Annotated in this window: 23 protein-coding genes and 1 tRNA gene; 8 read left to right on the forward strand and 16 right to left on the reverse strand. The window is 67.3% G+C overall.

From position 1 onward, the window contains the following. Positions 1–44: 44 nt before the first annotated feature. Positions 45–117, forward strand: a tRNA-Ala gene (locus tag KAF39_RS13550). Positions 118–222: 105 nt separating this feature from the next. On the opposite strand, the gene KAF39_RS13555 is transcribed toward KAF39_RS13550, so the two are convergent. Next, positions 223–762: a TetR/AcrR family transcriptional regulator gene (locus KAF39_RS13555; protein ID WP_307805216.1), complete on the reverse strand. Its 540-nt coding sequence runs from the start codon at positions 760–762 to the stop codon at positions 223–225. Positions 763–934: 172 nt separating this feature from the next. Here KAF39_RS13555 and KAF39_RS13560 point away from each other — a divergent pair, with 172 nt between their 5' ends. Both KAF39_RS13560 and KAF39_RS13565 read left to right on the forward strand, forming a co-directional pair. Continuing rightward, positions 935–1,333 (forward strand): DUF5360 family protein, encoded by a 399-nt coding sequence (locus KAF39_RS13560; protein ID WP_210677720.1) that lies wholly within the window; start codon positions 935–937, stop codon positions 1,331–1,333. Positions 1,334–1,416: 83 nt separating this feature from the next. Next, positions 1,417–1,587, forward strand: coding sequence for a hypothetical protein (locus KAF39_RS13565; protein WP_210677721.1), 171 nt, complete (start codon positions 1,417–1,419; stop codon positions 1,585–1,587). 62 nt (positions 1,588–1,649) lie between these two features. Here KAF39_RS13565 and KAF39_RS13570 read toward each other — a convergent pair whose 3' ends face one another. The 11 genes from KAF39_RS13570 to rplU all read right to left on the reverse strand — a co-directional run bounded on the left by KAF39_RS13570 (position 1,650) and on the right by rplU (position 9,397). Then, the gene (locus KAF39_RS13570; protein WP_307805217.1) at positions 1,650–1,907 is read right to left on the reverse strand and encodes a hypothetical protein; all 258 of its coding nucleotides are present in this window, start codon (positions 1,905–1,907) and stop codon (positions 1,650–1,652) included. Between the two features lie 138 nt (positions 1,908–2,045). Continuing rightward, positions 2,046–2,735 carry an SDR family oxidoreductase gene (locus tag KAF39_RS13575; protein ID WP_210677723.1) on the reverse strand — a complete coding sequence of 230 codons (690 nt, stop codon included), beginning with the start codon at positions 2,733–2,735 and terminating at the stop codon, positions 2,046–2,048. A gap of 1 nt (position 2,736) precedes the next feature. Next, positions 2,737–3,117, reverse strand: coding sequence for a ribosome silencing factor (gene rsfS / locus KAF39_RS13580; protein ID WP_210677724.1), 381 nt, complete (start codon positions 3,115–3,117; stop codon positions 2,737–2,739). Beyond that, entirely contained in the window at positions 3,117–4,280 is a 1,164-nt protein-coding gene (locus KAF39_RS13585; protein ID WP_210677725.1) for a hypothetical protein, read from the reverse strand. Before KAF39_RS13585 ends, rsfS begins: the two co-directional genes overlap by 1 nt. Then, positions 4,277–4,879 carry a nicotinate-nucleotide adenylyltransferase gene (gene nadD / locus KAF39_RS13590; RefSeq protein WP_029989831.1) on the reverse strand — a complete coding sequence of 201 codons (603 nt, stop codon included), beginning with the start codon at positions 4,877–4,879 and terminating at the stop codon, positions 4,277–4,279. The genes KAF39_RS13585 and nadD overlap by 4 nt, the downstream gene beginning before the upstream one ends. A 6-nt stretch (positions 4,880–4,885) precedes the next feature. Next, on the reverse strand, positions 4,886–5,107 hold the full coding sequence (locus KAF39_RS13595; protein WP_025104968.1) for a hypothetical protein: 222 nt from the start codon (positions 5,105–5,107) through the stop codon (positions 4,886–4,888). 67 nt (positions 5,108–5,174) lie between these two features. Then, positions 5,175–6,428 carry a glutamate-5-semialdehyde dehydrogenase gene (locus KAF39_RS13600; RefSeq protein WP_210677726.1) on the reverse strand — a complete coding sequence of 418 codons (1,254 nt, stop codon included), beginning with the start codon at positions 6,426–6,428 and terminating at the stop codon, positions 5,175–5,177. A 9-nt stretch (positions 6,429–6,437) separates the two neighbouring features. Beyond that, positions 6,438–7,223: a glutamate 5-kinase gene (proB, locus tag KAF39_RS13605; RefSeq protein WP_210677727.1), complete on the reverse strand. Its 786-nt coding sequence runs from the start codon at positions 7,221–7,223 to the stop codon at positions 6,438–6,440. After that, positions 7,220–8,719 carry a GTPase ObgE gene (gene obgE / locus KAF39_RS13610; RefSeq protein ID WP_210677728.1) on the reverse strand — a complete coding sequence of 500 codons (1,500 nt, stop codon included), beginning with the start codon at positions 8,717–8,719 and terminating at the stop codon, positions 7,220–7,222. The genes proB and obgE overlap by 4 nt, the downstream gene beginning before the upstream one ends. A 93-nt stretch (positions 8,720–8,812) precedes the next feature. Continuing rightward, a complete protein-coding gene (gene rpmA / locus KAF39_RS13615) occupies positions 8,813–9,070 on the reverse strand; it encodes a 50S ribosomal protein L27 (RefSeq protein ID WP_025104972.1) in 258 nt (85 codons plus the stop codon). Between the two features lie 18 nt (positions 9,071–9,088). Further along, positions 9,089–9,397, reverse strand: coding sequence for a 50S ribosomal protein L21 (gene rplU, locus KAF39_RS13620; protein WP_025104973.1), 309 nt, complete (start codon positions 9,395–9,397; stop codon positions 9,089–9,091). A 213-nt stretch (positions 9,398–9,610) separates the two neighbouring features. On the opposite strand from rplU, the gene KAF39_RS13625 reads away from it, so the two are divergent. After that, a complete protein-coding gene (locus tag KAF39_RS13625) occupies positions 9,611–9,880 on the forward strand; it encodes a DUF4031 domain-containing protein (RefSeq protein WP_210677729.1) in 270 nt (89 codons plus the stop codon). On the opposite strand, the gene KAF39_RS13630 is transcribed toward KAF39_RS13625, so the two are convergent. Then, positions 9,842–12,388: an Rne/Rng family ribonuclease gene (locus KAF39_RS13630; protein WP_210677730.1), complete on the reverse strand. Its 2,547-nt coding sequence runs from the start codon at positions 12,386–12,388 to the stop codon at positions 9,842–9,844. The two genes, KAF39_RS13625 and KAF39_RS13630, sit on opposite strands and share 39 nt — an antisense overlap. A gap of 337 nt (positions 12,389–12,725) precedes the next feature. Here KAF39_RS13630 and KAF39_RS13635 point away from each other — a divergent pair, with 337 nt between their 5' ends. The 4 genes from KAF39_RS13635 (at position 12,726) to KAF39_RS13650 (ending at position 16,502) form a co-directional block, all read left to right on the forward strand. Then, positions 12,726–13,781, forward strand: coding sequence for a site-specific integrase (locus tag KAF39_RS13635; RefSeq protein ID WP_210677731.1), 1,056 nt, complete (start codon positions 12,726–12,728; stop codon positions 13,779–13,781). Continuing rightward, positions 13,778–14,101: a hypothetical protein gene (locus KAF39_RS13640; protein ID WP_210677732.1), complete on the forward strand. Its 324-nt coding sequence runs from the start codon at positions 13,778–13,780 to the stop codon at positions 14,099–14,101. Before KAF39_RS13635 ends, KAF39_RS13640 begins: the two co-directional genes overlap by 4 nt. Before the next feature lie 86 nt (positions 14,102–14,187). Further along, on the forward strand, positions 14,188–15,450 hold the full coding sequence (locus KAF39_RS13645; RefSeq protein ID WP_210677733.1) for a protein kinase: 1,263 nt from the start codon (positions 14,188–14,190) through the stop codon (positions 15,448–15,450). 143 nt (positions 15,451–15,593) lie between these two features. After that, entirely contained in the window at positions 15,594–16,502 is a 909-nt protein-coding gene (locus tag KAF39_RS13650) for a hypothetical protein (protein ID WP_210677734.1), read from the forward strand. 8 nt (positions 16,503–16,510) lie between these two features. Here KAF39_RS13650 and KAF39_RS16275 read toward each other — a convergent pair whose 3' ends face one another. The 3 genes from KAF39_RS16275 to KAF39_RS13665 all read right to left on the reverse strand — a co-directional run bounded on the left by KAF39_RS16275 (position 16,511) and on the right by KAF39_RS13665 (position 18,462). After that, a complete protein-coding gene (locus KAF39_RS16275; protein WP_210677735.1) occupies positions 16,511–17,098 on the reverse strand; it encodes a recombinase family protein in 588 nt (195 codons plus the stop codon). Between the two features lie 298 nt (positions 17,099–17,396). Continuing rightward, positions 17,397–17,864, reverse strand: coding sequence for a hypothetical protein (locus tag KAF39_RS13660; protein ID WP_210677736.1), 468 nt, complete (start codon positions 17,862–17,864; stop codon positions 17,397–17,399). 268 nt (positions 17,865–18,132) lie between these two features. Then, complete coding sequence (locus KAF39_RS13665) at positions 18,133–18,462, reverse strand: hypothetical protein (RefSeq protein ID WP_210677737.1); 330 nt, start codon at positions 18,460–18,462, stop codon at positions 18,133–18,135. Positions 18,463–18,467: the final 5 nt, after the last annotated feature.

Below are 18,467 nucleotides of genomic sequence, written 5' to 3' on the forward strand. Positions count from 1 at the left end.
GTAGTAGTGTTTTCACGTTGCCCGGGGTTCCCCGGAGCAGCTCTGGGCCTGTGGCGCAGCTGGTAGCGCACCTGCATGGCATGCAGGGGGTCAGGGGTTCGAGTCCCCTCAGGTCCACGAAGAACCCTCGGTTATCCGGGGGTTTTTGCGTTCTGAGGAGCACCGTTTCGAGGTCACTCACGACTTACTCGCCAACGCGGAACGCCTCCGCCTCCCCCGACGTCACCGCCCCGCTTCGGAGATCAGCGTGCGGAGTGTCATGAGGACCCGCTTTCGGACTTCGGCTCCGGCAGGAGCAAGGTCGAGAGTATCGGCCAGCCAGAGCCCGTCGACGGCGAACCGCACCGTCGAGGCCAGATGAACGGGAAGGCCGTCATCAGCAAGACGGTCCTGCCAGCGCCGATAGCGCTCGCGGAGCGTGACGAGGGCGCGAGGACTGACGACGGCGGCGGCCAGCAGGGCGATCACCGCCTGTTCCGCAGGACCCTCAGCGCGCTCGGCGGAGCGCAGATACGCGAGCGTCGCCGCGCCGGGCTCGTCACCGGCAGTCGCGATCAGTTCATCGAAGGAAGCGACGTATCGGGCAATCAGTCCCTCGATGAGGAGTTCTTTCGACGCGAAATGGTAGAAGAGTCCCCCCTTGCTGACGCCGGCCTCCTGTGCGACGGCCGCGATGGTGACCGCGTCTCCGCCGTCGCGTACCAGGATCCTTCCGGTCGCATCGAGGATGCGCTCACGTGATGCCTGCGCGCGGTCGCTCACCTGCTCCGCCCCCTTTCGCCTCCGTCTACTGTACCGGCGCTCCTGATTACAAACCGGACGTCCGGTACAGTAGTATGGCTGCCATGTCATGGTGGTTCTTGATCGGCGCGATCGCTGCCGCAGTATTCGTGACCAGTTCCCGGACGGTGCGGCCACCCGCAGAGGTGCGGGCATGAGCTGGCGCAAGGCACTGCTCGTCATCACCGACCTCGGGCTTACCGCGTACTGGGCCCTCACCGCGATCGGCCTTATCTCCGTAGGCGACGACGCGTGGCTCAAGGCCTGGAACTGGTCATTCTTCCCGCTCGACGCGCTCGCAATCCTGGCGGGGCTCGCCTGGTCGCTGCTCCCCAAGGGCCACCGATGGGCCGTGCCCGTGTACGCGACGGCACTCACGCTCACCCACGCCGCAGGGATCATGGCGATCAGCTTCTTCTTCCTCTGGGGCACCTGGGACGCGTCCTGGTGGATCATCAATCTCTGGCTCATGCTCATGCCCATCGGCCTCGCGCTCACATCCCTGAAACCGATACGGATGCTCCAACAGACATCCCGGAAGTGCGTGTCCTAGCCGTCCCGTGCGCCACCCGTCAACCGCCTCCCCCGCACGCGCACCCGGGCGTAGACAGAAGGCATCCGACGAAAGGAGACGACATGACCAACCCGACTCCCCCGATCCCACCCATCCCGCCGATCACGGACGACGACGCCGAGGACGTCCCCACGCGGGAGGTCGACGGTGAGCGCGTGCTCGACGAGGACGTCGACGACGCCCAGGTCGACAGCGCCGACGCCGATCGCGCCGCCGCGGGCGGAGACGCCTGACCCGGAGAACGACGAAGGGCACCGCCTCGGTGAGGCGGTGCCCTTCGCTACGACCCTGCGGCTCAGGTGGCCAGCAGAGGCGGACGGTGCGGGATCGCGATCGGGCGGGTGGCCCGGCTCGCGCCCTGCATCCGCTCGACTTCCTCCAGCACCTCGAACGCGGTGCCGTAGCGGATCGCCAGCGGCAGATCGCGCAACCACGTCACCTCCACCTCGGTGTCGGCGAGTTCGTACACGCAGGCGACCACGTGGCGCGGGTCGTTCTGGGGATAGCGCTGGTCGTTGATCACCCACTCCGACGGCGTGATGCGATGAAGCACGAAACGGGGATCAGGAACTTCTGACATCGGTCGGCCCTCCAGGACTCTCTGGAGAGGAGCATCACCCCGTCCTCCGGGGAACGGTAGGCCCTTGACACCCCGGAGAGGAGATGCAGGAGAATGGTGTGATCGGCTCGTTCAGCCCTGCGGTCGGACCGTCAGGTCCGTCAGATGCGCGTCTCGCGGCAGGTCGAGGGCCGTGAGGATGGTCGTCGCGATCGCCTCGGGCGTGATGAACCGAGTGGGATCGTACTCCTGCCCCTCCTGCTGGTGCACGCGCTCCTGCATGGGCGTCGCCGTGCGACCGGGATAGACGGAGGTGACCCGCACGCCGTACTCGGCCTCTTCGAGCCGCAGTGCGTCGGCCAGAGCCTTCAGGCCGTGCTTGGAGGCCGCGTAGGCCGACCATCCCGGGTTCGCACGCAGGCCCGCCCCCGAGTTCACGAAGACGACATGCCCCCGAGACACCCGGAGAACGGGGAGCAGCAGACGAGTGAGCTCCGCCGGAGCCACGAGGTTGACCGCGAGCTGTCGATCCCAGAGGGCGGGAGTGAGGTCACCGACGGTGCCCAGGTCGACCACGCCGGCCGCATGCACGAGCGAGTCGATGCGGTCGGGAAGACTCTGCTTCGACAGCGCCCAGGAGAGCCGCCCCGGCTGGGCGAGGTCGCCGACGACCGGGGAGACGCCGGGGAGCTCTTCGGCGATCTGCCGGGCGCGCCCGGCATCGCGCGCGAGCACCACGACCTCGTCACCGCGGTCGAGCAGGCGCCGGGCCAACGCGGCACCGATGCCCGACCCCGCACCGGTCAGCAGGTGCGTGGTCATGTCAGCGCGGGTCGGCGGAGGTCTCGGCGACCTCGAGCGGGATCACCGGGCAGTCCTTCCACAGGCGCTCGAGCCCGTAGTAGACCCGCTCCTCCTGGTGGAAGACGTGGACGATGAGGTCACCGAAGTCGAGCAGCACCCACCGCGCCTCGGCGCGGCCCTCGCGACGCACACGCTTGTGCCCCGATTCGACGAGGCGGTCTTCGATCTCGTCGGCGATCGCGGCGACGTTCCGCTCGCTGTTCCCCGTGACGAGGAGGAAGATGTCGACGAGTGGGAGCGGCTCGGAGACGTTGAGGGCCACGAGGTCCTCACCGCCCTTGGCCACGGCGGCTTCGGCGGCGATGCGGAGCATCTCTTCGGCAGTTTCGGGTGATTGCATCAGAAGACATTCCCTGTGATGGCGAGGACCAGCGCCGTGCCCAGACCGAGAGCCAGCGCACCGGCGATGATCGCGGCGATCAGCATGAGACGGTTGCCCTTCTCGGGCGCCGGCGGCCGGATCACCTCGCCGGCGGGCTTGATGGTGCTGACCGCGGAGCTGGCGGCGATGGGTGTGGGCGACGACGCCGGGGGCAGCTCGCCGTCGATGAGGACGGCGTCGACCTCTTTGCCGTCGGTGGTGCCGTGGGCGTGGCCCTGCGAGCCCAGCCCCTTCGGCAGCTCGTAGGAGCCGGTGACGAGGATCTCGCCCGTGGATGCGACCGGACCGGACAGCGATCCTTCGCCGGGCGACGGGGTGAAGATCAGGGCGTTCGGGGCCGAGTGCTGCGCGCCCCCGGAGTCGTTCGAGGTGAGCAGCTCGTCGAACGAGGGTCGGAAGGGCTCGGGCTCCGCAGGAGTGTCCTCCTGCAGTACGCCGCGGCCGAAGGCCGGGCTCACCGTGGGGCGCTCGTCCTCGTCGACGTCGTCCTCGTCGTCCTCGTCGTCCTCCGTGAGGAGGTCCTCGACCACGGAGTCCTCGGTGTCGGCGTTCGCGGACGGCTCCTCCGCGACCTCCGGGCGCTCCGCGTCGTCGCCGAGCGGCACGTCTCCGACGGTGTCGGTGACGTGAGCGGCGGGCACGGGCTCCGCGGCGACCTCGTCATCGACCTCGTCGTCGTCGTCCTCCGACGCCGGCGGCGTCGTGAAGTCGGGGATTCCGGAGACGATGTCGGCGGGGTCTTCGACGGCGGCGGGCTCCGCCGCGATCTCATCGGCGCTCGACGTCTCATCGGCCGTGTCCGTGCGCGGCGCGTCGGACGCGGCGTGCTCCTCGCCCCCGTCGACGGGCACCGACGCGGTCTTGATCCTCTCCTGCGCACGGGCCTGACGGCGCGTCAGCGGCGCGGCGCCCGGCTCGAGAGGCGCATCCGCGACGGGTGCCGGAGGGATGACCACCGGCTCGGCCGCACGGGGCACCGGCGGGGAGGGAGGCGCCGCCTCCGCAGCGGCATCCGCCGCGGCCTTCGCCTCTTCTTCACTGATGATCGGGGTCGATCCCGTCAACCGGATCTCCCGCAGCTGCTTCCGCGTCAGCGGACCTCGCTGATCCGATGTGCTCATGCCTTGCTCCGATACAGATGATGCTTCGCGATGTACTGGACGACCCCGTCGGGGACGAGGTACCAGACCGGTTGATCGTCACGGACGCGCTCACGACAATCCGTCGACGAGATCGACAGCGCCGGCACCTCGAGCTGGCTGACGTCGTCGCTCGGGAGGCCGTCGATGCTCAGGACGTGCCCTGGGCGGGAGACTGCGACGAAGTGGGCGAGTTCCCACAGTTCATCATGGTCTCTCCAACTGAGAATTTGCGCCACGGCGTCGGCGCCACTGATGAAGAACAGCTCCGCATCCGGCCGCTGGGCCTTCAGATCGCGCAGCGTGTCGATCGTGTACGTGGGGCCCGCGCGATCGATGTCCACCCGGCTCACGGTGAACTGCGGGTTGGAGGCGGTCGCGATGACGGTCATCAGGTAGCGGTGCTCGCTGGGCGTCACGTCGGCCTTCTGCCACGGACGACCGGTCGGGACGAACACCACCTCGTCGAGATCGAAGGAATGCGCGACCTCGCTGGCGGCGACCAGGTGGCCGTGGTGGATCGGATCGAAGGTGCCGCCCATCACGCCGATGCGCGGTGCGCGCGTGGTCGCGGTGCTCATGAGGGCCTAGTGGCCGTGTCCCGCCTCGTGGTCCTTGCCGTGCTTCGCCGCCCAGGCCTCCGCCTTCGCCGAGTGGCGGTTGGCGACGTTCTTGTACGACAGCGTCACGATCCCGAGCGCGGCGAACACGATCGCGGCGATGACTCCGAAGATCAGGGTGTCGAGCGCGACGTTGCCGTGGTGCTCGGTCTCTGCGGCGGCCATCGCGATCTGTGCGACGAGGTTCATCCTGACTCCGTTCGTGGCGTGCTGTCTCGGGGGTCCTGTGGGGATACAGCGTCCCCCAGTCTAGCCCTCACCCGCGCGTCTGACCTGCCCCACGCGCGAGCCACTTCGTACTGGTCAGCTCGGAGAGACCCATGGGGCCCCGCGTGTGCAGCTTCTGGGTGGAGATGCCGACCTCGGCACCGAAGCCGAACTCGGCGCCGTCCGTGAAGCGCGTGGAGGCGTTCGCCATCACGACGGCCGAGTCCACCTCCGCCAGGAAGCGCTCCGCATTGCGGGTGTCCGTGGTGACGATCGATTCCGTGTGCCCCGTGCTGTAACGCCGGATGTGGTCGAGGGCGTCGTCGAGGCTGTCGACGACCTTCATCGCCACGTCGAGGCTCAGGTACTCGGTCGACCAGTCCTCCTCGGTGGCCGGGATGACGTTGGCGACGAGGCCCGCGACGACGTCGTCGCCGTGGATCGCCACCCCTTCGCTCATGAGCGCGCTCGCGACGAGCGGGATCAGGCGCGGCGCGGCCTGACGGTGCACGAGCACGGTCTCGACCGCATTGCACACGCTCGGCCGCTGCACCTTGGCGTTCACCACGATGTCGCAGGCCCAGTCGTCGGGGGCGCTCTCGTCGAGCAGGATGTGCACGTTGCCGGCGCCCGTCTCGATGACGGGAACGGTCGACTCGGTCACGACCGTCTCGATGAGCCCGGCGCTGCCGCGCGGGACCAGCACGTCGACGAAGCCGCGGCCGTGCATGAGCGCCTTCGCCCCGTCGCGACCGAAGTCGTCGACCGTCTGGATCGTCTCCGGCGTCACGCCGGCATCATCGAGGGCGCCCCGCATGACGTCGACGAGGACCGTGTTGGACTCGCGCGCGGCACTGCCGCCGCGCAGGACGACCGCATTGCCGGAGCGGAGCGCAAGAGCCGCGATGTCGACCGTGACGTTGGGACGGGCCTCGTAGATCGCTCCGACGACGCCGAACGGGACCCGGACCTGCTCGAGCGCGACGCCGTTGGGCATGCGATGCCCGCCGACCACACGCCCCACCGGATCCGGCAGCGCCGCCACGTCGCGGACCGCCGCGGCGAGGGCCGCGACGCGCTTCTCGTCGAGACGGAGGCGGTCGATCAGCGACTCGCCGATGCCCTCCTCGCGCCCCCGCGCCACATCGCGCTCGTTCGCCTCGATGATGCGCGGTGCGTGCGCCTCGAGGGCGACGGCGATGGCTTCGAGAGCACGGGCCTTGTCATCACTCGTGAGGCCGGCGGTCGCCCGCGAGGCCTCCTTGGCCCGCTCCAGGCGCGTCTGAGGGGTGAGGTCGGTCATCCGCCCAGTCTAGGAGGTGGCGGGCTCGAACCAGGTCCCGATGTCCGCACCGGAGAGCGCCTGATCGACGAGGTCCGCGCTCGTCACCAGCACCCCGATCCCGGAGGCGGCAGCCAGCCGGGCGGCGGAGACCTTGGTGGCCGCTCCCCCGGTGCCGACGCCGTTCACGACGCTCGCCCCGAACTCCAGTCCGGACAGATCCTCATCCGGCGCGACGACGTCGATGGGCTCGGCGCCGGGATCGCTCGGCGGACGGGTGTACAGCGACTCGATGTCGCTGAGGAGGACGAGCGCGTCGGCTTCGATGAGCTGCGCCACGAGGGCACCGAGCCGGTCGTTGTCGCCGAACCGGATCTCCTGGGTGGCCACCGTGTCGTTCTCGTTCACGATCGGCAGCGTCCGCAGCCCGAGGAGGCGCTCCATCGCCCGGCGCGCGTTGGAGCGCGAAGTCGGATTCTCCAGGTCGCCTGTCGTCAGCAGCACCTGGCCGGCGACGATGTCGAAGGGCCGCAGAGCCTCCTGGTAGCGGTAGACGAGGATGTTCTGGCCCACCGCGGCCGCCGCCTGCTGGGTCGCCAGGTCGGTCGGGCGGGCATCCAGGCGCAGGAACGGGATCCCGGATGCGATCGCTCCCGACGACACGAGCACCACCTCGGCTCCGCGGGCGTGCGCGGCCGCCAGCGCCTCGACGATCACCGGGATGCGCCACGAGGACTCGCCGCTGATGGACGACGACCCCACCTTGACGACGATCCGCGTCGCCGTCGCGAGATCGGCGCGCGTGCGTGCGGTCACGCCTCGTCCTCACGGTACGTGGCGAGCCGCTCGGCCTCCAGCTCCGCCCGCGCCTGCGCCTTGGCGTCCATGCGCTCGTAGTACTTCTCGCGACGCTCCGACGTGGTCCGCCGGGCGTTCGGCGCGAGGCGGGGGTCGGTTCCGCGCGGGGCGGTCATCAGCTCGGCCGCCGAGCTCATGGTCGGCTCCCAGTCGAAGACGATGCTGTCGCCCTCGCCGATGACGACGGTCGAGCCCTGCACGGCACCGAGGCGGAACAGCTCGTCCTCGACGCCGAGCTTCTCCAGACGATCGGCGAGGTAGCCCACCGCCTCCTCGTTCTGGAAGTCCGTCTGCTGGACCCAGCGGACGGGCTTTTCTCCGAGGATGCGGTAGACGTTGCCGTACGTGCCGCCCTCCACGCGGATGGTGAACGGCTTGACGGAGCCCTTCGGGCGGATGACGACACGTTCGCGCGGCGCCTCCACGACGGTCTCCCGGCGGTGCTTGTCCACCAGCTCGCCGAGGGCGAGGGTGAGCGGACGCAGGCCTTCGTGCGAGACCGTGGAGATCTCGAAGACGCGGAATCCGCGGGCCTCGAGATCGGGACGCACGAGGTCGGCGAGATCGCGGGCCTCCGGGACGTCGACCTTGTTCAGTGCGACGAACTGCGGGCGCTCCAGCAGCGGAGTCTGGCCCTCCGGTACCTCGTATGCGCCGAGCTCGGCGAGGATCACGTCGAGGTCGGAGATGGGGTCGCGGTTGGGCTCCAGCGTCGCGCAGTCGAGCACGTGCAGCAGGGCGGAGCAGCGCTCCACGTGCCGCAGGAACTCGAGGCCGAGACCCCGGCCCTCGCTCGCGCCCTCGATGAGCCCGGGGACGTCGGCGACGGTATAGCGGAAGTCCTCGACCTGGACGACTCCGAGGTTCGGGTGCAGCGTCGTGAAGGGGTAGTCGGCGATCTTGGGTCGCGCGGCGGAGATCGCGCCGATGAGGCTCGACTTGCCGGCCGAGGGGTAGCCGACGAGGGCCACGTCCGCGACGGTCTTGAGCTCCAGGACGACGTCGCCCTCGAATCCCGGCGTGCCGAGGAGCGCGAACCCGGGGGCCTTGCGCTTCGGCGTCGCCAGCGCCGCGTTGCCGAGTCCGCCCTGACCGCCCGCGGCGACGACGAAGCGCTCGCCCGGCTCGATCATGTCGATGAGCACGTCGCCGTTCGGATTCTTGACGACGGTGCCGACCGGAACGGGGAGCTCGAGGGTCTCGCCGTCGAAGCCCGACCGGTGATCACCCATTCCGGGTCCGCCGTTGCCCGACGAGCGGTGCGGCGAGTGGTGGTAGGACAGCAGGGTGCCGGTCTGCGGGTCGGCGACCAGGACGATGTCGCCGCCGTCACCGCCGTTGCCGCCGTCGGGGCCGCCGAGGGGCTTGAACTTCTCGCGGTGCACGGAGACGCAGCCGTTGCCGCCCTTGCCTGCACGCAGGTGCAGCGTGACGGTGTCGACGAACGTGACCATGTACGAGTCCTTCGGTTGGCTGCCTGACGGCAGATACGCGGACGGGGCGAGCCGAAGCCCGCCCCGAACCGGATGTCTAGCGTGGTGCTGTGATCACTCAGCAGCAGCGACGATGTTGACGACCTTGCGGCCGCCCTTCGCGCCGAACTCGACCGCACCGGCGGCCAGAGCGAAAAGCGTGTCGTCGCCACCACGGCCGACGTTGGCGCCGGGGTGGAAGTGCGTGCCGCGCTGACGGACGATGATCTCGCCGGCGAGGACCTGCTGACCGCCGAAGCGCTTCACGCCGAGGCGCTGTGCGTTGGAGTCACGACCGTTACGGGTGGAGCTTGCGCCCTTTTTGTGTGCCATGTCCTGGTCTCCTCGGTCTTACTTGATGCCGGTGATCTTGACGCGCGTGAGCTCCTGGCGGTGGCCCTGACGCTTCTTGTAGCCGGTCTTGTTCTTGTACTTCTGGATGACGATCTTCGGGCCTCGGAGGTTGCCGACGACCTCAGCCGTGACGGTGACCTTCGCCAGCGCGTCGGCGTCGGTGGTCACCGTGGAGCCGTCGACGAGAAGCACAGCGGGAAGCTGGATCTTGTCGCCCTGGGCAGCCTGAACACGGTCGAGCTGAACGATGGTGCCGACCTCGACCTTCTCCTGCCGGCCACCGGCGCGCACTACTGCGTAAACCACTTCATACCTGTTTCGTTGGGGAGCACGCGGCTCCGAGAATCTCACGGGAAGACTGTTGCTTGCATGCGTCGCTGGTACGACGGGCGCGAATGCAAGACTCTCCGCTTCGGCCGTCGAGGACGACGCGGCATGCGCACCAAGGGACTACTTTACCGGATGCCGGACGACCTCGCAAAGTGAGCCCGATCACGGGCCCGGTCGTAGGCTGACGGGGTGACCGTTCTCGTCGACGACCCCCGCTGGCCCGCCCACGGACGCCTGTGGGCGCACCTGGTCAGCGACGACAACCTCGACGAGCTGCACGCGTTCGCTCGCGCCCACGGCATCCCCGCCCGGGCCTTCGACCTCGACCATTACGACGTGCCGGAAGATGCCCTCCCCCGGCTCATCGCCGGCGGCGCGCAGCACGTCTCCGGCAAGGAGCTCGTGCGCCGCCTGATCGCCTCAGGCCTCCGGGTCCGCGGGCGCGACCGGCGGCACTGACGCCTCCGACCCCACCGACACCGGGGTGCCGGCGAGAGCGGCCGTGGTGACCCGTCGCCGACCCCGGCCCTGCCCTGGTGCCTTCGGCTCCGGCAGCGCGTCCAGCACCGAGTCCAGCAGCTCCTCGGTGGGGGTCTTCGGGGCCTTGCGGTCCCCGCGCTTCTTGCGCGCCTTCTTCGGCCGCTCTGCAGCGGACGCGGGTGCGGACTCCGCGGCCGGGGCCTCCGCCGCCGGCTCGCCCGACGGCACGATCGTGGACGCGGCGATCTGCGCGAGCGCCGACTTCGCACCCTCGGTGATGCTGTGCGTCACGGGCGGCGCAGCGGGCGCGGTGTGGGTGCCCCCACCGCCGTTGCCGTTGCCGTTACCGTTGCCGCCGCGCTGACGGCGGCCGCCGTTCCCGTTCCCGCCGTTGCCGTTGCCGTTGCCGCTGGAGCGGTGCTTCACGACGGGGTCGTGGTGCACGATCACTCCGCGCCCCGCGCACACCTCGCACGCCTCACTGAAGGTCTCCAGCAGGCCGAGTCCGAGCTTCTTGCGGGTCATCTGCACGAGACCGAGCGAGGTGACCTCCGCCACCTGGTGCTTCGTCCGGTCGCGGCTCAGGCACTCGATCAGGCGCCGCAGCACGAGGTCACGGTTGGACTCCAGGACCATGTCGATGAAGTCCACGACGATGATGCCGCCGATGTCGCGCAGACGCAGCTGACGGACGATCTCCTCTGCGGCCTCGAGGTTGTTCTTCGTGACGGTCTCCTCGAGGTTGCCCCCGGAGCCGACGAACTTGCCGGTGTTGACGTCGACCACCGTCATCGCCTCGGTGCGGTCGATGACGAGCGAACCCCCGGACGGCAGCCAAACCTTGCGGTCCAGCGCCTTCTCGATCTGCTCCGTGATGCGGAACGCGTCGAACGGGTCGACGTCGTCCTCGTAGGCCTCGACGCGCTCCAGCAGGTCGGGGGCGACGCTCTCCAGGTACGCACGGATCGTGCGCTGCGAGTCCTCGCCCTGGATGAGCATCTTGGTGAAGTCCTCGTTGAAGACGTCGCGGACGATCTTGACGAGCAGGTCGGGCTCGGCGTGCAGGAGCGCCGGCGCCTGCTGGTTCTCGACCTGCTTCTGGATGTGCTCCCACTGCGAGGTGAGCCGCTGCACGTCGCGCGTCAGCTGCTCCTCCGTCGCGCCCTCCGCGGCCGTGCGAACGATCACGCCGGACGACTCCGGCAGCACCTCCTTGAGGATGCGCTTGAGGCGCGCGCGCTCGTTGTCGGGGAGCTTGCGGCTGATGCCGTTCATCGAACCACCGGGCACGTACACGAGGTAGCGGCCGGGCAGCGAGATCTGGCTCGTGAGGCGCGCACCCTTGTGACCCACCGGGTCCTTGGTGACCTGGACGAGCACACGATCGCCGGGCTTCAGCGCCAGTTCGATGCGACGGGGCTGGTTGCCGGTCTCGACGCCGTCCCAGTCCACCTCGCCCGAGTAGAGCACGGCGTTGCGGCCGCGACCGATGTCGACGAACGCGGCCTCCATGCTGGGGAGCACGTTCTGCACGCGACCGAGGTACACGTTGCCGATCAGCGAGGCGTCCTGGTTGCGGGCGACGTAGTGCTCCACGAGCACGCCGTCCTCCAGCACGCCGATCTGCGTACGGCCGTTCTTGGAGCGCACGACCATCTTGCGGTCGACGGACTCGCGGCGGGCGAGGAACTCGGCCTCGGTCACGACCGGGCGGCGGCGGCCGGCGTCGCGACCGTCACGACGGCGCTGCTTCTTCGCCTCGAGGCGGGTGGAGCCCTTGATGGCCTTCGGCTCGGTGATGTACTCGACGACCCGCTGGCGCTGGCGCGGCTCTTCGCGCTGCTCGTCACCCTCGGAACCGCCACGGCGACGGCGACCACGGCGTCCCGGACCGGACTCGTCCTGGTCGCGCTCCGGCGCACGGTCGTCGCGTCCGGGGCGGGCCGGAAGCGGAACGATCTCGGGGGCGTAGAAGTGGAGCTGGGTCGAGACCTGCGAGACGAACACCTCGGGCAGCAGGCCGAGGGAGACGGCGGTCACGGCCGCGGGCTTCTCGGTCTCGGCGGGCTTCTCGGGCTCGGCCGGAGCCGGAGCCGGAGACGACGACGCGGCGGCGGCCGGCTCCTCGACCACGGGCTCGTCCGCGACCGCGGGCGCGTCCTCCGTCACGGAGTCCTCCCTCGCGGAGTCCTCCGTCTGGTCTGCGGCATCGCCCGCCTGGTCTGCGGCATCGTCAGCGGCAGCGGCGTCCTCGACGGCAGCCGCCTCGGCGTCGTCCGCGGCGGCAGCGGCGTCGTCGGCAGCCGCGTTCGCCGCGTCGCGCTCGTCGGCCGCAGCCTCCGCCGCCCGCTCGTCCGCGTCCTGCGGGGCGTCTGCCGCAGCAACAACCGCCTCGGGAGCGGCGTCAGTGGGGGCCGTCAGCGCCTCCGCGGCATCAGCCGGGGCGTCGAGGGCGGGGGCGTTGTTGTCATTGTTCTCATCGGCCATCTCTGGCGTGCTCCCTGGCACGGGGCACCGGGTGTCCCGTGAAATCTCATGCGGCACCCGCGGGTGCCGCGAACTCAATCGGCTTGCGACCGGCTCATGGCTCTGGTCGCGTGGGGCATGGGCCCCGAAGTCTGCTCGACGCGTGTCGCGGCAACGCCGTTCATCGCATCACAGGTCATTATCGCACGCTGCACCGCTTCGGCCTACATCTCAGTCGGGAGTTGGCGAGTCGGGCAGGTGGGTCAAGACGAGGTGGGTCGAAATCCGGTTCAAAACTGTACGAGGACTCTCCGTCCGGCGTAGCACGCCCAGGACGACCGACAGGAGAGCAGCCAATATGACCACCAACAAGCATCGCGCACGGCTCTGGGACCCCGCGACGCAGACCCGACTGGAGCTTGGCTACTACGCGACCGTCGAGGAGCGAGACCTGGCCCTCGCCCAGGCGAAGCTGGAGTTGAGTCAGCACCGCGTCCCCAGGGTGATCGAGGATCGAGCGCGCGGAGGTGAACTCTTCGTCACGTTTGCTGAGCGGACCCTCCTGGATCGGAAGCGGACAGTGGCCGACGCGACGTGGCGCAACTATCAGGGGATGCTCCGAAAATGGGTCGTTCCCACCTTCGGCAATATGAAGCTCAGGGACATCCGAAGCCGCGACGTGGACCGATGGTTCAATGAGGTGTTGCCCGCGGGCTCGCCGTCCAACGCGCAGCGATATAGCGTCCTCAGCTTGGTGATGGCCCGTGCCGTGCGGCAAGAAGAGATCGACCGCAACCCGTGCCTGGTGGAGGGCGTAAGCGCATCGAAGTCCAAGCGCCGCCCTACGTGGGACAAGAACCACTTCCACATCCTTCACGACGCCGCGGCGACCGACCAGGAGCGTGCACTCCTCTGGGTCCTCTTCGCCTCCGGTTGCAGGATCGGTGAAGCCCTGGCGCTCAACGTGGAAGACATTGACCTCCAGCACTCGGAAATCAGGGTGGCTCATCACATGGTCCGCTCCGAGAGGGTGGAAGGCACCAAAGCACACCCCGATCAGGTCCGCCAGCTCGCCATCGTCCCGCAGGCCGCAGAAGCTCTCCAGCGGCACCTGGATGGCTCCAGACGGGCGCTGGACGAGCCTGTCTTCGTGCACTCCCGTGGAAGGCGGCTGGGCTATGACCGAGCCCGCAAGACCTTTCAGAGCATTCGAGAGTCCAGAGGATTGGAGGACTTCACCCTTCACGATCTCAGGCACCTCAGCTTGACCGTCTACGGGCAGACCGGTGCGACCGTCCGGGACCTCATGGAGAGGGGAGGTCACAGCGACATGAGGACGGCGTTGCGATATCAGCACACCTCCCGCGAGCGTGACCGTGCCTTGGTCCAGAAGATGGCAGAGATGATCTCGTGACGGCCCACAACGAGAACCTAGACGAGCTCATCGCCCGGGAGAACGCAGAGCGCGATCCGGACGCTGTCCGGAAACGTCAAGAACGAGCTGTTCGGAATCGGGAGTTCGAGTACGCGCTCCGGCATGACGTTGAGCTGATGATCCAGATCGCAAAGGCGTCGGGTGCCGCTGCGGAGCAGGAAGCGAAATTGCTGGCAACGACAGAGGCCGCGCTCGCGTCGAGCGACCCGGTTGAGGTCGCGCGGATGAGGGGCCTTGTGCGCCAGCGGGCATGGCAGCGACGCTCAGCCCTCGCAGAGGCGGCGAGTGCGGTGCTTTAGGCGCGAAGCCTGGAGTCTCCGGGGCGTTCACAGTTGGCGACCTGAAGCCCCGGCAGGCATTGGGCACTCATCGGTAGCCTGAGGCCATGAGAACCATGGAGCAGGAGAGGGTGGAGCGTTTCGAGCGCACGTTCTATGAGGTCGACATCGACTCGACCTACTTAGATCTGTACCGACACGAGCAGGTCGCTCCTCGCGCCTTCGCGTTCATTCACTCCGGTCTTGACTCGGAGTTTAAGTGGATGAACTACAAGGCGCGCAATGGCACGAGCGGCCACTTCAACGCCGACAACTCGCGGAATCTGCTCTATCTCATCGACAGACTCAACGAAGCACGAACGGTACTCAGCAAGGCCGGGCATGAGCTAGTGATGAATGCCGAGTACCGGCGAGTGATCGAGAATGCTCCGGCCTGGCTCTCAGACAGCGGTGGCAGCCCGATCCCAGAGGGATTCACTCCCGTCGAGGTTGAAAGTTATGCTCCCGTGTTCAGCCTGGGGGATCGAGCGATCACGCTGTCCGACGCGCACACCGTGAAGCTCACCCCAATCGGGGAAGGAGCTTTCGCTGTCGTACATCGGTTCACGGACCCCAACTACGGACTCACGCTCGCACGCAAGAAGTTGAAGCCCAGCGCCGACGACCGCGAGAAGGAGAGATTCAGACGCGAGTTTGAGTTGATGAAGGAACTTCAGTTCCCCTACGTCCTGGAGGTCTATCAGTTCCGGGAAGCTGACTGGTCCTACACCATGGAGCACTGCGATGTGTCTCTAGAGCAGTACGTTGCGCGTCATAACAATCAGCCCGCCTTCGGCTTCACGACGCGTAAGCGGATCGCGCTTCAGTTTCTCTACGGCCTCAACTTCATCCACTCGAAGGGCCACTATCACCGCGACCTGAGCACCCGAAACGTTCTCTTGCGCACCTTCGGCGGTTCCGCGGTTCTCGTCAAGCTGTCCGACTTCGGGCTCGCCAAGCGCAAGGGGTCCGAGTTCACCGTGACGGAGACTGAGTTGAAGGGGACCAAGCTCGACCCATCGTTGGGCTCGTTCAAGGACTTCGCTGCGGTCCACGACATCTTCGCCGCTGGGTTCGTGTTGCTGTACATCTTCACCGGGCGGAAGAACGTCGGACGAACCAGCGATGACGACGTGGAGCGCGTCGTGCAGAAATGTATCGATTCGCGAACTGATCGGCGCTACCAAACCGTGATGGAACTCATTGCGGACGTAGAGGCACTCGGAGCACCACCCGAGCCCGGGGCGCCGCGAACGGCGAACCAGCCTCATCCCGCGCGCGAAGTCTTCGAGTTCTTGAATCAGGCTTCTAAGAGAGAGACGCCTTCGTAGCGCGCGCCGGACCGCCACACCGCGAGTTCACGACCCGAGTTCGCTGCAACGCAGCGGCACACTGTGGTGCGGGATCTCTTCACCCGGCTTCGAAAACCGGGCCGTGGCAGAGTTGTGCCTTTCCGCGTCGGTACGCTCAGGGGATGGAGCGACAAGGTGACCGTGATTTCACTCGGATGAGTGTGGACACTAGGCAGGAGATTTCCGAGTCCATTCTCGACGCCGTCGCGGAGTTCGATCTTGTGATAGCAGCCCTATTCAGAGACGGCGTCGGCTCGCCTGAGTCGCGGGCGGCGGGCTTTGTTCGCGAAGATCACGATGTCACTTCGCAGGGCTCAGAGCCGATGAGGAGCGCCCTGAGGTCGATCCTATTCTCGGTGCTTGCCGGGATGGATCACGTTCGACTTTTCGCCAGTTCCCTCACGACCCCCAATCCGTCGGTAGGCCTGGCCACTCTGAACCGGGGCGCTATCGAGGCGTACGCCCGCGCTTGGTGGCTGATGAATGCTCAAAGTGGCGCTCAGCTACTCACACGATGGTTATCGGGTCTCGCGAAGGAACTGAACCAAGCGGTCTCTCTCAGTCCAGACGTACGCATTCAGGAGATGCGCGGCGGACAATCGACTCCGCAGGAGCTACTCACCCTTGTAATGGCTGACATTCAACACGTGTCCCCTTCCGGGCGACCGGAGGGGTTCAACTACACGGGTCTGGCCAGCGCCATCAGCGATCACATCAACGAAAACGGAAGAACCCTCTATTCGCATCTTTCTGCCGTTGCGCATGGAGAGTCGCTAGGGATCAACGGGTTCTTCGGAATCGATGATGACAGAGGCGTGTTCGTACACGGCATTACGGAGCGATTCGCGCTCAACTACGCAGAGCAAGTGTTCAGCGTGACCAGCGTGGTATTCGGTGAACTGATCGAGTTCATGGGGTACGGGCGTTCCGGCTCCGAGCGTTGGGCGGTCGCACATGATCGAGCGAACGATGTGCTCATACGTGAGCACACGCGCATCAATGGTCAAGCCCCGATCCAGCGAGTTCGCTAAGCCGGTTCTCACTCTGCCAGAGCGCGGTAGACCGATGCCCGGCTGATGCCTTGATTCTCCGCTATCTTCTCAATGGTCATCTTCTGGGCACGCAGGGCGCGAACAGCGGCCACTGTCTCGGGCTTCAGAACCGTCTTGGGGCGGGGCTTCCGCTCCCCCTTGGCGGCAAGTGCGGCGCGACCCTCGGCGGCACGTTCCTTGATGTTCTCGCGCTCCCACTCCGCGATAGACAGCATGATGTTGCGCAGGAGTTTGCCGGTGATGCCGTCGAACTGCTCGCCGGGCTTCAAGCTGCGCACGTGGATGCCCGCCTCCTCCAGCACTTCGAACGTCTGAAGGGTGCCCAGCACGGTGCGGCCCAGTCGGTCGAGCGACGAGACGACCAGAGTATCCCCGGGGCGGGCGATGCGCAGGAGAGCGGTCAGGCCGGGGCGATCCATCGTCTTGCCGCTGAGCTTGTCCTCATAGATGCGATCTTCGGGAATGCCCTCGTCGTGCAGCGCCTTGGTCTGGCGCTCGTACGACTGCTGGACGGAGGAGACGCGACGGTATCCCCACGTGTAGCCGGTCGACGCGGTCTCGATGGTGTTCTCCACCCTGCAAGCGTATCAATATCTGAGTATGTGACGCAATATGTGAGATGCATCTCAGATACTGGATCTGCATGCTCCATTGGAACGCTTTGGACAGATGGTAACGCCGTCTCATTCCGCGTAACAGATGAAACACTCAACGAGGATCAGTGTCGGATCGCCACGAACTTCCTCGCGGAAGGCTGACGACCGAACCGGCATCGTTGAATCGGTGAGACGTCCCGAGCCCTCTCGACTTGCGTTGACCTTCGCCCCGGACGATCACACGCCATCTCCACCCACCCCGCGGTAGGGACGCGCGTCATCGGCCTAGAAAGACCTCGCGAAGCTGCCGAAGCTGCTCGGGCATGAACCCCACGATCTCCCTGATTCCCTGCGGTCGTGCAACCAAGACCTGCACCCGCCCCGCCTCTCGGCTGGAATCCAGGTAGGCGAGTACCGCGACACCCTTCAATGTTCGGACGATGACGTCCGGAGGAATCCGGATGTCGTGTTCGCCCAGTCTGATCCATGGCCCTGCTGTGCTCCGGAACTGCGGCGCGACAAGCTGGATCTGCTGCTGCCGTGTGGCGCGCTGGAGCCCCGCCAGCGCCTCCGAGAAGGTCTTCGCGTCCTGTGGGCGGAGAGATGCCGTGGAGGGCGCAGGAGGGCGCGCGGATGGCTGAGGGGCGAGCTGCTGGGCGGGCTGCGGCGGGCGGGAGTAGCCGGGCGCGTTCGTCCCGCTGGTGCGCCATGGATGGATGACGCGTGCGGCGCGGCTGCTCTTCATGGGTTGTCCCTCCTGTCGGTGCTGATGTTTGGTCCGACCCCCGCGTGCAAATCCATCGGTCCCTCGTTGGTTCGGGCGGGGGTCGGAGTTTATGGGGTGCCCCGTCGTCACCGATGCCCATGAGTGACGACGGGGCGGTTACGGAGGCGGGATCGAGCCACCTCCGCCTCGCCGGATTCTGAGGACGGCGAGGAGTCTGTGTAGTTGTGTTGTGGGGGCCGGGCGGCGGTCTCGAATAGGCGGGGCGCGACCGCACCGCCGCCCGGAGTCAGGGGCTCAGGTGATCGCCGCGGATGAGCTTCGCGAAGTCAGCGAGACTCACAACGGCGTAGGCGGCTTCGATGGGCTGCTCACTGCGCCACTGGATGAGTGCGCCCACGGGCACACCGCGGATGGCGGCTGTGCGCTGCGCCGATTCGAGATCTTCGCTCAACCGGAATGGCCGGAGTTTGCTGCTCACCCGGAGATCCACGCCGTCGATGCTGAGATCGGGATCCAGGGCGTCATCTCCCAGCGAGTCCGACAGGTTCGTCGGCGTGCGCTTCGACGTAGCGGCGATGCTCTGAGATTCCAGAAACAGGCCGACGAGATCCCGCACGGCTG

This window comes from Microbacterium sp. BLY (genome assembly GCF_017939615.1).
GTDB lineage: Bacteria > Actinomycetota > Actinomycetes > Actinomycetales > Microbacteriaceae > Microbacterium.